Below are 13763 nucleotides of genomic sequence, written 5' to 3' on the forward strand. Positions count from 1 at the left end.
GGAACTGCCCGAGGCGGTCGCGGTCATGGACCCCTTCCACGTGGTCCGCCTGGCCGGCGATGCCCTGGACCGCTGCCGGCGCCGGGTGCAGCAGGACCTGCACGGGCACCGCGGCCGCAAGGATGACCCCCTCTACCGCGCTCGGCGAACTCTGCACACCGGCTCCGACCTGCTCACCGACAAGCAGCGCCAGCGGCTGACCGCGCTGTTCGCCGCCGACGAGCACGTGCAGGTCGAGGCCACCTGGGGCATCTATCAGCGGATGATCGGCGCCTACCGCGAGCCCGACCGGGCGAAGGGCCGACGGCTGATGAGCAACCTGATCGATGCGCTCGGCCGCGGCATCCCGGCCGCGCTGACCGAACTCATCACGCTGGGGCGCACGCTGACCAAGCGCGCTGCCGACGTGCTGGCCTACTTCGACCGGCCCGGTACCTCCAACGGACCGACCGAGGCGATCAACGGACGACTCGAGCACCTCCGAGGCTCCGCTCTCGGCTTCCGCAACCTCACCAACTACATCGCCCGAAGCCTGCTCGAGACCGGCGGGTTCAGGCCGCGACTACACCCTCGATCGTGAAGAGCCCGGTTACCGCAGTGCGTGACCGGTTCCGGGCGCCGATTGGCCTCCGCCTCATGACCCACAGGCACAGCTGCTCGGACATCTGGGCCAGACTCGACCGTCTCGGCCAGGAGTGGACCTGCCCGGAGTGCGGCAGCGGCTACGTCAGCACGCGGGCGAAGTACCTGCGTGGGTCAAAATTGCGCCCGGACGTCGGATACGAGGATCCGGAAATACTCGGCTGGCGCGGCGGGAGCCCGCATCCGGAGTAGCTAAGCGGCCGACTGTCAACGGCGGGCAAATGGTGCTTCCGCCGACCCAAGTGGCCCTTCAGGCATCGTGCGGAACGGCCGACGTCAGAGGCAGGTGGATCCCCGCCGGCCCGGAAGCCGGGGGGCTACCCACCACCCCGTATCTCTGCCCCGAACGGAGGCCGGTCAGGTGATGTGGGTGAGGAAGTCCCGCGCCTCACCCCGGACCAGCATGTGGTGGTACTTCTGGTTCCGGAAGGTCCGCAGGCACTGGTTGCAGGAGGTTTCCTCGCCACACTCGCAGTTCGACACCAGGGCGTGCGCCACGGCCAGGATTTCATCCATCCGGCCCGGAATCCGGGTAACCAGACCCGCACCCCCGGGAGTGGTGTCGAACAGGAACAGCCGGGAGAACGAGGACGCGGCGGCCTTGCGGTTGATCAGCGAGCCGTCCACGTCTTCGCGGGCGGTGTCCAGCACCGTCGCCGTCGCTCCTAGCAGGGCGTACAGAACCGAGTAGACGGTCGTGTAGGGGAGTGGGGCGAGGACGTCGAGGTCCAACTCCAGCAGGTCGGTCTGGTAGGGGTGGGCCAGCGCCCGCACTGTGTACGCCGTGGACTTGCAGTCCTTGGACTGATCCAGCAGCGTCTTGTGCGCGCTCATGCCACCGGCGCCGGTGTTGGGTTCACCGTGCCCGCACCAGGAGCAGAGGATGTAGCCGCGGTTGAACGCGCCGTTGTTGACCGCGATCAGTTCGCCGCGGGCCGTGGTCCGCCACCGCAGCGTGGTCTTTCCGTCGGCCAAGCTGCGCGCGGACCAGTCGGTCGCCTCGCCGCTGGACACCACGTGCACGTCGGCGCGGGGTACCCGCAGCGGTGGTTCCTGGCCGGGGCGGCGCAGGTCGGCGCGGGCGGCGACGAACCCATAGGTGGGGATGACGTAGGACTTGCGGAACGGAGCGCGCAGCGTGCCGCACTGCTCGCAGGCGTCGGTCAGCCCCTCGCGGGATTCGGCGTAGGAGTGGCAGGACTCGCAGACGTCCCAGTACTTGCCGTCCAGGCCGCGGTCGGGCAGCCGTCGCACGCCACCGGAGCGCCACACGTAGCCCCCGGCGACGATCTCCGCGCTGGGCGCGTACTCGGTGATGGCCACCGACAGGTCTCGGGCCAACTTCAGGTTGCCGCCCTCGCCGGTGCGGTTGCGGCCGAACGCGGTCGCCAACTCCACAGTGTCCACCGGGAACCCGTACTTGGGCAGGATCCCGCGAGAGGCGAAGTGGGCGATCAGCCCGACCTCGGTGATGGTGCGTAGGACGTCGCCGTAGCGGGCGGCCAACTTGTAGTTGGTCTTCTTGCTGGCCTCCAACTGCCGGTCCCGGAAGAACGTGATGTCCCCGCCCATCAGGTCCGCCGCTCCGTCCAGCAGCTCGACCAGCCGGGTAGCCCACTCGCCGGTGTCCACCCCGACCGCGGCGTGCACCCCGGCGGGCAGCGCCCGCCCGATCGCCTCCACCACCTGTGGCGGAGGTGTGGTGAGCCAATCCCGCAACCGGTCCACCTCAGCAGTCACGCCGGTGGTGCGGTCCAGGAACGGCCCGGAGTAGGGCAGGTTCTGCCCGGCGAAGGTGGTGTGGAAGTAGGCGGCCAGCGCCATCGCGTAGGCGTGCCGTTCTGCGATCCGCACGTTCTCGATCGGCACCCGTGGAGTGGCCGAGACGCCGCCGACGAACCGTTCCGGGGCGTCGTAGACGGCCAGGTCGTGCGGGCCGGTGCGGGCGTAGGTGAGCACGAACGCCGCCGATCCCAGCCGTCGCCCGGCCCGGCCGGCGCGCTGCTGATAGTTGGCGATCGTCGGCGGCACATTGCGCATCAGCACCGACTGCAACTCGCCGACGTCCACACCCAACTCGAACGTTGTCGAGCACGACAGCGCGTTGACGGTGCCGGAGATGAACTCCTGCTGGATGCGGGCGGCCTCCTTGCTGGTCCACTGCGCGGTGTGCTCGGACACCGACAGCGGAATCGGGTGCTGCTCGCGGTACAGGACGCGGTGGTAGTCGGCGTCATCGACCGGTGGCACGAACACGGTGAGGGTGCCGTCGCAGTGCATCGTGGTGCAGACACCGCGGACGCTGAACGCGCTGATCCGCTTGCACTGGGAGCACCGGTAGGCGGGGCGTCGTGGAGTGACGAGGTGCCAGCGGTACATCTCGTGGTTGATCCGGGACGCGGATCCGGCGCCGTCCACGTGCCCGGTCACCAGCCAGTCCACGCTGGAGGTGGTCAGGTAGGTCCAGATGCCGCGCAGAATCTCCCGCGCCTGGGCCGGGTCGGCACCCATGGCGATGAGCAGGCGGCGCACGTAGTCGATCCGCTTGTTCGGCTGCGTGGTCGGCAGCCAGCCCATGATCCGCTTGAACCGGTCCGGTCCGGACTCCCGCACGTAGATCGGGCCGCGGCGGGGATCGAAGTCCTCACTGTCGGGCTGCACGTTCTCCGGAAAGGTGACCGCGCCCTGCTGGCGGACGGTGCCCAGCAGCGTCTCGATCAGCGCCCACCCCTCCTCGGCGGTGAACCCGTAGTCGGCCAACTTGGACGGCAGCACCCAGGCGGGGTCGCGATCCAGGTGCAGAGTGGCCAGCCCGACGCCTTCCAGGCTGAACCGCTCGTCCAAGGACAGCAGTTCCTGCTGCACCCACAGCGACGTCTGCAGCAGCCGCTGTCCGGCGGTCTGGGCGCGGGTGAACAGGCCGGTGCCGTCGTCGCGACGGCGGGCGATGTGCTCGGCCAGGTCGTAGCCGCCGGGCGGCTCCTCGACGTCGTCCTTGGCCAGCAGCGCCTGATAGACCCGGTTACGGCGCAGGTTGCGCATGTAGGTGTCTTGCAGGAACGGCGCGAAGAACGCCGCGGACTGCCGGGAGTCACCGAACAGCAGCATCTTGCGGCCCTGCCCGGGCTTGCCCGTCACCTTCGGATCCGGCGGCAGCATCTGGTAGAGCGTGGTTGCCAGCGCCGCGACACCGGGGTCGGAGGTGGACAGGCGGCGGACCGCCGCCCGGGAGCGGGTGCCGCAGGAGATGCACTGCGGCAGCGACCGGTGCCGGGTCTTGATCTTCCACACCTTGATCTGCGGGCCCGGACAGCCGATCGGACACGGGCGGTCCCCGTGCCGGATGCAGCCGCAGGTGCCGCACAAGGTGTGCGGGTCGGCGCCGTTGGGGCCGGTCGTGGTCGTCTCATCCAGCGTCGCGTCGTCCTCATCCAGCACGTCGCGGGAGGCGAGGGCGAACCAGCCGTGCTTACGGTCGGCGTCGTCATCCATCGACCGGTCCAACGACGAGGGCACGAGCCGGTGCATCCGCCGCACGTCATCACGCAACACATCCCCGAGCAGGTAGACCGCGCCGCAGCGGCGGCAGCCGGTGAACTCCGCGACCGCTGCCCCGCAGCCGGGTTCGGGGCAGTGCTCGGCCGGATGAAGCCGCACATGCGTCGTCTCACCGAAGCACCGGTAGGCGCCCTGCAGTCCGCGAACGAAGAAGTGGTATCGCGCCGAGAGTCCCGGATGACCGTCGGCGCCATGAACGCTCGCCCCGACGGCGACCAGGCTGGTCAGCACCGCCTCACCGTCCGGCACGCTGGGAAGCAGCCGCTCGGCCAGGGTGCGCAGCGAGGCCGGGCCGTCGGCGTCGATCGCGGACCGCAGCCCCCGCACCAGTGACTCCCGGTTGAACAACGCCCCCGGATCTGGATCCGTCACACCCAGTTCGCCTGCGGATGCGATCAGCGCGGCCTGCGGGTCGTCGGCCAGCGCCAGCGCAGGCCACACACTCGCCGGCAGCGCCCAGCGCTCACCGCCGAACATGTTGCGGCGCTGCGCGCGGATGATGTCCTGCCGGTCCGGCTCCCCGTCCACATACTCGAACGGCTCGTCGAACAGAGCGGTGGCGAACTCCGCCACCTGCGCGAGGCTGTCACCGACCGACGCCGACGTGGCGATGCACTGCATCGGCCGTGACGGGGCCACCCGGTCCTTCAGGCGGCGCAGCAGGAGTCCGATTTCCGCGCCCTTCGCCCCGTCGTACACGTGGGCCTCGTCCAGCACGATAAAGCGCCAGTGCTGGGCGGTGGATCCGGCGAACAGGTCGATGTCCTTGGGGCGCAGGAGCAGGTACTCGAGCATCGCGTAGTTGGTCATCAGCACGTGCGGCGGCGTGGCACGCATCTGCCGCCTGGAGATCAACTCGTTCGGCAACGGGTCGGCGGCGTTCTGCTCCCGGTACAGGCCCAGCGCGGCGTCGTCGGTCTCCTCGGTCTCTCCGATGTACCGGCCGAACCTAATCTCCGGATACGCGCGCAGCAGCCCACGTAGCCGCTTCACCTGGTCATTGGCCAGCGCATTCATCGGATACAGCAGGATCGCCCGCACGCCGGGCTGGCCGATCGTGCCCGCGTCGTACTCGCTTAGCAGCGAGTTGATGATGGGCAGCCCGAACGTCTCAGTCTTTCCCGAGTTCGTGCCGGTCACCGGTGCCACGTTCCGGCCGGCCTCAGCCTTGCGGATCGCAGCTTCCTGGTGGGCGTACAGCGGACGATCCGATGGCAGCGCCTCCTGATCGGCGTCCAGGAACCGCTTGTTCAGCACCCCCTCGAAGACCAGATCAGCGATCGACGCACCGGGCGCGTACGGCGCGGCCACCTCTAGCAGCGGCCCCTTGGTGATCGCCCCCGGGTCGGCGAGCGCGGCGGTCAGCCCGTCCGCGAGCACCGCGTCACTGACCGGTGCCAGCGACTCCAGATAACGGCGGTAGTCGGCGGTGATCGTCGAAGCGGCGAGAATCGGATCCAAGCCGGCGGAAGAAGACATCAGTGTCCGTGTCCAATCAAAAGGGCCTCAGCAAGCAGCAGATCAGTGGCGACCGCCGAGGGAGCAACCGCAGCGAGCGCGGCGAAGTCCTCGGCATAGGACTCGAAGGCGTCCCGGGCGTACCGGTTACCGCGGGCAGCCAGCCGCGCGATCACCGCCAACCCCAGACACAGCGCGGGTAACGCCCGCCACCCATGCGCGGCGTGGGCGCGAGCGCGCAGGACCGGACCGATCTTCGACCCGAGCCGAGCCCGGATCAGCACCCGCTCCATCTCCGTGCCCAGAGTGGTGCGTGCCAGCAGCGGTCCTAGCCGCTGCTCAGCGGCGACCGCGTACAGGTCACAGGAAGCCGCGATCCGCGCGTCGTCGTCGAGCAACCGGGTCAGCCCCGGCCGGACCACGACCGAGGCGTGGAGGTCCGCGACACCGCGAATGTGCCAGCCCTTGTGGTCTTGACACCAGGCACCGGCCGCAGATGGATACTGCGGCTCCTTTCCGGCCAGCTGCTTCCAGGTCGGCCCGCAATGGGCAACCGCCTGCTTGACGTAGCGCTTGTCCCGAATACGTAACGACTCCGACGAGGCCAGCATCGCCGCAACCGGATACTGCGGCCACAACCGCTCCACATCCTTGTAGTGCAGCGCCACCAGGGGCTCGGCGACCAGCCGCGATTCCACCAGCGCCCGGGTCGCCAACTCGGCAGGGACGTCCAGGCTCAGCAGAGCATGCAGGGTGAACCGGGACCCCTGCCGCAGTGCGCCCAGGACGTCGTCGCGGCGGGACTCGTCGGCGAACTCCGACGGTGGCAGGTGCTCCCAGCGGTCGCCGACCAGCAGCGCGAACAGCCGCCGGGTCGCCTCGACCGTGCGCGGCATCGGCGCCTCGGAGTTCAGTCCGGCCACGAACGCTGCCTCCTCGGCGGTGAGCCGGGGCGCCAGACCGTCCGGATCGGCCAGGATTTCGAACACGCTGTCTGCGTCTGCCTCGGGCCACGGCGGGGGCGTTGCGCTTGAACCCCAGCCGTCATCGACGCGCAGGCTGACCAGCAGCCGCCCCCGCGGGTCGGCGAGAGGTGCAGGCATATGCACTCGCCCCTCAGCGTCGACCTTGCAGGTCACCGCCCCCCGCCACGGGAACGAGCAGAAGTACACGTCAGCGACCAGCGAACCGCGGACCGCCGCCCCCTCCACCCACAGCATGCCGTCCTCGCGCACCACATCGGCGGCCAGCACCGACGGAAGCAACCGCATCATCGGCAGACCGCCATCAAGCACGAGATCCCCGCACGGCCGGGACCGCAGCGTGTCGGTCAGCCCATGCAGCCCGAACCGCACCACCCCTGGCAGCGGAGTGCGCTGCGCCCGGATTGTCTGAATCCGCATCCCATCCACCGTGTAGTGCAGATCCGAGAACGCAGACACCCCCTCGGCACAGACGAGCAGATGGCCGGGGTCGTCGTGCACCGCATCTGACACCGCTTCGATCGGGCGGGTCTGCCGAGAGCCAGCCCCGGCCGCCGGAATCCACTGCACCCAGCCGTGGGGCATGCGCACCCGCAAGGCCACCGTCTGCGCGGTCCGGCCGATCTGCACCGTCCGCTCCACCTGACCCTCATCCAGGGCCACGGTGATGTTCTGGCCCAGCCAGCGCGGCACCCGCACCTGCACCACTCCGGGGGCCAGCCCCGCCGGGCCCATCGACCGGAACCCCGGCGACCCGGCCGTCGCCAGACCCTCCACCACGCACACGATCTGCCGTGACATCCGCCGGCCCAACGGCCCCCGCACACTGATCGTGAACGTGCCGCAGACAGGACCGTCGGGCCACGGATCCACGAGCGCGCCGCCGGTGTCGAACACCGCCACCCGCTCCGGTGTCGCCTCGCCCAGCCGCGTGATCGTCACCGTCCACGCCGCAGCCCCCTTGGGCAGCCGCAGCCGCGGACGCTCCCCGAGCACCGGCCGCCCGCCCACATCCACGAACGGCACCGGCTCACCGCACACCACCTGCGGCACCGGCCGCTGCTCGATCAGATATTCGGCGCCGGATCCGTAGCGCAGGCTGCGGACGTCGGTGAGGTCGACCTCGTGGAACGCCCAGTCATCCCAGCCGTACGGGGGCTCGCGGTGGGACCGGTTCCAGCCGGCGCCCTCGACCACCAGCCCCGCACCGTCGGCGTCAGACCCGTCGTCCAGGCCAGCATCGGTGGTGGGGGAGGGGTAAATCAGCCACGCCGGACCCTTCGGCACCGGCGTCCCCGCCACCATCAACCGGCCCGACCCGTCGAACACGAGCAGCGGATCGGCCTGCTCGATCAGCGACACCGTCTGCGCCGCCACCCAGTTCGAGTCCACGCTCACGTGTACCGACGGCGCCGGACGCGGCACCGGCACCAGCACCTCACCGCCGACCGGGGACCGGCGGACCCGCTCCTGCCACACCAGCCCAGGCAGGCTGAGCCGCCAGGTGTCCACGTCGAACTCGTCACCGGCCTGCACCGGCAACGACAGGCACAGCCCCCGGTCCCACGGCTCCAGCACCAGCCGCACCTTCGCCGTCACCCGGGCTCGCGCCCGCGCGCCCGGCGGCGGCGGCTCCACCAGCCCGTCGGTGATCAGCGTTCGATACCAGGCGATCACCCGTTCCGGCAGCCCGACCCCGTCGAACGCCTCATCCCCGGCGGCCGGGTCCCGAGTGAGCAGATCCAGGCACCGGTCGGCGAAGTCCCGCGCGAACTCCCCGCCCTCCAGCAGAAATACCCGCGCCGGGGTGTCCAGGCTCCGCTGCCGCGTCTCGTCTTCCGCCAGCCACGCCAACAGCCCCGCCGCCGACAGGTCCGGATCGGCGGCCAGCCGCTTGGCGAACAGGTCGAACACGTCCTTCAGGCAGAACGTGGGGATGGCCGCATGCGAGGTGATCGGTCCGACGTGCTTGAGGGGCAGATGCCCGAACGTCGGCATCCCGAGTCCGGTCACGCCCTCGACGAACAAGTTCCCGAGCAGGTCCCGCTCCGCCGCCGACAAGCCGTCCACGCCCCACCGCGCGGCCACCTGCGGCCAGTACCGCCCGGCCGCGTACTCCTCCGACGCGACCGCCACCAGCGCCACCATCAGGCAGGCCAGGTACTTGTCGCGCAGCCGCGGCCCCGACGAGCGGCCACCGGCCATCCGCCACCACAGGCCGAGGTGGTCCAGCAGGTCCCGCGTCTCGGCGGAGCCGACGTCCAGTTCGCCTACCAGGGACACCCCGGCCAGCCGCTGCGCCCACGCCTCGTTGCGGTTCTCCAGCCACCTGGTCGCCTCCAGCAACGGATGCGCACCCGTCGACGGGGCCGCCGGTGGGACGGTGGCCCCGGCCAGCGCCCGCACCGCTGCCTCAATACGGGCCTTCTCGGCTGGAGTCGGGGCCCGAGCGGTCCACCGACCCTCCAAGGCCTCCAGTCCGAACTCCTTGGCGACCGCCCACGTCTCCGGCAACACCCGATGACCGCGCGCGACCATCTCCTTGGCGAGCATCCGGTACCGGCTTGCCGGCGGCACGGCTGTACCAGACGCCACGAACACCCCGTTCCCGACACGTGACCAGAGGACCCGAATGGCGCCCTGGGCCTCGATGGAACACCATTCGACCGTTTCTGACAAGGCCGACACGGCCGGACCGGACCGGACCAGTCAGACAAATAAGCAAATAAACTAGGACGCCCGAAGGCCAGGGGTGGGCGAAGCTGTTCAGGATCCAGTGTCAAGTCCAAAGAATCCTGCGAAGGCCGGATCGGGACGGAGGCGTCACAGGCGATTAGCAGCGGGCGAGACTAAGTCCCGCATCGTTTCTCGCGACTCAATCGAAAACAGAACGGTATTGTCGAGAATCCCGACCTACCCTGGTGCACCACTTACCCGTAGTTGGTACTTCCGCAGGCGCTTTCGCAACTCATGCTTAAGCTCTCGCGTCCGCTCGTGAGACACCCTCCAACCGTCGAGGGTGGAAATCGTCTTTGACGAGGCCGTTCGGGAGGACGCCGGTCGGGGCAAAGCGAGCCTCTGATGCGGGCCCGCCGGGGGAGGCCTGGTTCTAGCCCGCTTGCGCGTCGCTCGAGCAGGCCAGGGTCATCGTGGCGTGCCTCCAAGGTCCCTGGGGAGTGCCCCCGCTGCGACTCACGGAACGGCTCGCCGCTGCGCATCCCCAAGCATCCCGCGCAGTAGTAGACGTCGCCGTAGTCGGGGTCTAGGTCGCCGTCCCCGTCCTTGTCTTCGAACGGTATCCACTCACCATCTTGGAGGCGGCCCGTCGGTTTCTGACACCAGGTGGACCACCGGTCCCATTCCGGGCTGAGGAACTCCTCGGGTTCACCTAGCGTGCAGTCGTACCGCGACGATGGCGCCACTTGGTCAGAATCATCCATAGCATCGAGGACCATGCCGAATGCGATCATCCCAATAATGAGAACGACTACGGCGGCCACAAGCCACTCGCTGAACGAAGACTTGACTGAGGGCTGACCGTCCACAGAGCTGATGGCCTTCCCTTCTAGCTTCGACGCCGAAGGCATCATGCTGCCGCCTGCTGCGGCCAATCTGGCAGTCGCCACCCCGAAGGGATGATGAGCCGCTACAAGCCGCGTGCCCTCCGGGTGCGTTCGATCGCGGCGGTGTAGTCCGGCTCCTTGGCAACGTGGGCGTACACGGCGTCCGTGAATGCGATGGATTGGTGGCCCAGCCACCGGCTCACGCTGAACATGTCGTGCCCATCTGCGAGCCACTGGCTGCCGCAGGTGCCGCAGATCGTGAAACCGGACGCCGCTGTGCGGGTCGGCGGGTAGCCCAACGGCGGCCACCGCAGGCACGAAGACGTGCTTGTAGAAGCTGCCCGCGTTCCACAGTTCGTCGCCCCGTGTAGTTCAGCGGGCCGCTGCGGTACTTGGCGGGCCACAGCGGCGCGTCGAAATCGTGACGGCGTGGGTGGGCGGCCAGGTAGACGCCGAGGTCGTGCAGCAGTTCGTCATCGAGGATGGGTACACGTCGCCGGCTCCTGGCACTCTTCGGTTCCTGAATCACCCAGACACCGCCCGGATAGGTGCGTTCGGCCATGCGCTCGACGTGCGTTTCTCGGCGGGCCAGCCGCAGATCCCGCACCCTTAGCCCGGCGATCTCACTCCGGCGGAGGCCCGTGCCAGCGGCGAAGCGCACGAGTAGCCCGTAGACGGGTTCCGTCTCCGCGACATTGGCTGAAACGGCGGCGACCTGGGCGCGGCTGAGGAAGATGCCTGCGCGCTTGTCCCGGCCGGTAGGCAGCCGCTTGGGCCGGTCCACGACCTCGCAGGGGTTCGACTGGATGAGGCCGTGCTTCCGCGCGTAGTTCAGAGTCGCGGAGAGCGGGAAGATCGCGTGCTTGACGGTGCTCGGCATCACCGAGCCCAGATCCGCGATCCACCGCTCCACGTCCCGGCTCGTGAGGCTGTCGATGCGTCGGGCTCCAAACGTGGGCAGCACTCGCAGGCGTAGCCCGCGCTCGTACTTCTCCAGAGTGCGCGGTCGGACCTGTGTCGCGGCGACCGCCAACCATTGCTCCGCGATCTCGCGAACCGTCGCCTTTCCGACGTTGGGCGGCACGTAGGTCCCGGTGGCCTGGGCGTGGACGACGCTGGTCCGGTACTGGCGCGCGGCAGCTTCGGTGGGCAGCGTCTTGGAACGGACGCGGGCCTTGCCGGTTATCGGATCGACCTCGCGCCAGCGGGCGACGAAGACCGTGCCCTTGCCCCGGTGCAGCTTGTAGACGCCAGGGGTTCGTGTCTTGATTAGTTCGGCCATCTCAGGCCACCTCCAGAGCCGAAAGGGTCGTTTCGACTCCGCCTAAGCTAAGGCCTCCTATAACCGGAAAGCCAATGCGCCTTGCTATCGCGACGTGCGGAAAGCCTGGACCCGTCGCAACTGCCGCGCCCCAAGTGCTTCACGTTTCGTGACTTGTCGCGTGCTCGATGCGAAGTCTGCGGACCGCCTGTGCGGCTCTCGGAGAAGACGACTGGAAGAATTCCAGGTGAGTCGATCAGTCGGCGCAGACATCTGCCGATACCGGAGCCGCCCCACCTGTGAAGACTATTGGAGTAACCATGCTAGACCTCGCCGCCTTGGCTGAGCGCCTCATCGCAACCCACGCTCTTAGGATGCTGCACCGGGACGATCACGAGGATTGGTGGAAGCGTGACGATGTTCTAGAGGACGCTGGGGAGGCTTGGGCTGACGTCAGCGCGCTGGAGCGGCCAGACCTGTTCGAACTTCTTGCGTACGTCGCCGACATCACAGGGCATCTCGCGCACGTCGCCGGCTGTCTCACGAATGCAGACGTGCTTTCGACAGTCCTGCGTGTCCCCGAAGAGAGGGGGTGGATTCCGATAACGAGGCGGACGAACCGACTTTCCGACCCGCGCGAGTCCCTGCGAGCGGCCGCGTTGGCCAGCGAGGCGTTTGCTTCGCGATCGCCCGGCGGGCCACTCGCGAACTCGCCAGGTAGCGGGGAAGGACCGCCGGGCAGCGAGACAGGGACCTGCGGCTGATTCCCAGCCAAGAGCCGCCGTTCTGACGTTGCGCCAAGTTGGTTCAGCGGCAGCCTTGCGTCCGAAATTGTCGGAGCCTTGCTTCACCGTCCGGCCATGCCCAAGCACGCAGCCCTCCCCACCGGAGACGTCTTGGTGCTGTGGGACCTGGACAACCTCTCAACCTCGGCGAGCAGCATCCAAGGCTTGGCGACATTGATTGGGCGCCTGGGAGACTCAGACACGGAGCGGATCGCGGCTGGTCACCAGGTCATCTGTCGCGCGCACGGGGCCGTCGCTCAAGAAGCAGGTTTCGAGGTCAGGTCCGCTGGTCGGCGGCGGCAAGGTGCCGATCGGATCCTGCTCCGGCATGCAAGGCGCCAGGCTGACCATGGGACGAAGTACTTCTGGGTGGGCAGCAGCGACGGGGCCTTCGCGCCGATCGGCGATCTTGGTCATCTCATCGTGGTAACGCTGGACGCGTCGCGAGTGAGCCGGCGACTGATCGCTGCGGCCGATGCCATGCTGGAGATCGCTAGAGACCCGTCGGGGTGGCGTATCCGCTATGTCAGCGGCACGTCTGTGCCTCGATCCATCGGCGAGTTGTCTCCAGAGGGATGTCTCTGACGCTGACGCGCGTCCCACTCTGACCGGCGGTCGACGCTCCGAAGCCAGACTCGCTCGCGCATCACCACGGCCCCCAGCCGTACCCGGCGCGCGGAACAGCTGGTCCCCAACCCGAGGGGGTGTGGATCTACCGGCCCCGTTCCGCTGACGTGTCGTTTGATTCAGCAGTGGCAGGCGGGGCTACCGGACGACCCCATAGTCGTTGACGGGAGACTCAGCGCGACGTCGGCTGCTTCTACGGCGTAGCGGTCGCTCGTCGGCGTCGGGAGCACCGGTTCGCCGTGAAGGGCCGCAAGGACGCTGAGATCGTGCAGGCGCTGCGCCTCCGGCATCGCCATAACGGGCTCTTCACGATCGAGGGTGTAGTCGCGGCCTGAACCCGCCGGTCTCGAGCAGGCTTCGGGCGATGTAGTTGGTGAGGTTGCGGAAGCCGAGAGCGGAGCCTCGGAGGTGCTCGAGTCGTCCGTTGATCGCCTCGGTCGGTCCGTTGGAGGTACCGGGCCGGTCGAAGTAGGCCAGCACGTCGGCAGCGCGCTTGGTCAGCGTGCGCCCCAGCGTGATGAGTTCGGTCAGCGCGGCCGGGATGCCGCGGCCGAGCGCATCGATCAGGTTGCTCATCAGCCGTCGGCCCTTCGCCCGGTCGGGCTCGCGGTAGGCGCCGATCATCCGCTGATAGATGCCCCAGGTGGCCTCGACCTGCACGTGCTCGTCGGCGGCGAACAGCGCGGTCAGCCGCTGGCGCTGCTTGTCGGTGAGCAGGTCGGAGCCGGTGTGCAGAGTTCGCCGAGCGCGGTAGAGGGGGTCATCCTTGCGGCCGCGGTGCCCGTGCAGGTCCTGCTGCACCCGGCGCCGGCAGCGGTCCAGGGCATCGCCGGCCAGGCGGACCACGTGGAAGGGGTCCATGACCGCGACCGCCTCGGGCAGTTCC

The 13763-nt window shown here is 68.8% G+C and carries 8 protein-coding genes; 3 read left to right on the forward strand and 5 right to left on the reverse strand.

The window, feature by feature from the left end:
- Together QOZ86_RS20645 and QOZ86_RS20650 are read left to right on the forward strand one after the other, a co-directional pair.
- The coding region (locus QOZ86_RS20645) for a transposase (protein WP_284493679.1) at nt 1-580 on the forward strand (580 nt) is incomplete at its 5' end.
- A gap of 56 nt (nt 581-636) precedes the next feature.
- Nucleotides 637-834: a hypothetical protein gene (locus QOZ86_RS20650; RefSeq protein WP_284493849.1), complete on the forward strand. Its 198-nt coding sequence runs from the start codon at nt 637-639 to the stop codon at nt 832-834.
- 165 nt (nt 835-999) lie between these two features.
- On the opposite strand, the gene QOZ86_RS20655 is transcribed toward QOZ86_RS20650, so the two are convergent.
- The 3 genes from QOZ86_RS20655 to QOZ86_RS20665 form a co-directional block, all read right to left on the reverse strand.
- A complete protein-coding gene (locus QOZ86_RS20655; RefSeq protein WP_284493850.1) occupies nt 1000-5679 on the reverse strand; it encodes a DEAD/DEAH box helicase in 4680 nt (1559 codons plus the stop codon).
- Complete coding sequence (locus QOZ86_RS20660; RefSeq protein WP_284493851.1) at nt 5679-9218, reverse strand: hypothetical protein; 3540 nt, start codon at nt 9216-9218, stop codon at nt 5679-5681. Before QOZ86_RS20660 ends, QOZ86_RS20655 begins: the two co-directional genes overlap by 1 nt.
- Before the next feature lie 1185 nt (nt 9219-10403).
- Entirely contained in the window at nt 10404-11486 is a 1083-nt protein-coding gene (locus QOZ86_RS20665; RefSeq protein WP_284493852.1) for a tyrosine-type recombinase/integrase, read from the reverse strand.
- A 299-nt stretch (nt 11487-11785) separates the two neighbouring features.
- On the opposite strand from QOZ86_RS20665, the gene QOZ86_RS20670 reads away from it, so the two are divergent.
- On the forward strand, nt 11786-12229 hold the full coding sequence (locus tag QOZ86_RS20670) for a hypothetical protein (protein WP_284493853.1): 444 nt from the start codon (nt 11786-11788) through the stop codon (nt 12227-12229).
- A gap of 216 nt (nt 12230-12445) precedes the next feature.
- On the opposite strand, the gene QOZ86_RS20675 is transcribed toward QOZ86_RS20670, so the two are convergent.
- Entirely contained in the window at nt 12446-12667 is a 222-nt protein-coding gene (locus QOZ86_RS20675; protein WP_284493854.1) for a hypothetical protein, read from the reverse strand.
- 516 nt (nt 12668-13183) lie between these two features.
- On the reverse strand, nt 13184-13763 hold a 580-nt coding region (locus tag QOZ86_RS20680), incomplete at its 5' end, for a transposase (RefSeq protein WP_284493679.1).

This window comes from Blastococcus capsensis (assembly GCF_030165005.1).
In the GTDB taxonomy this organism is placed as follows: Bacteria; Actinomycetota; Actinomycetes; order Mycobacteriales; family Geodermatophilaceae; genus Blastococcus; species Blastococcus capsensis.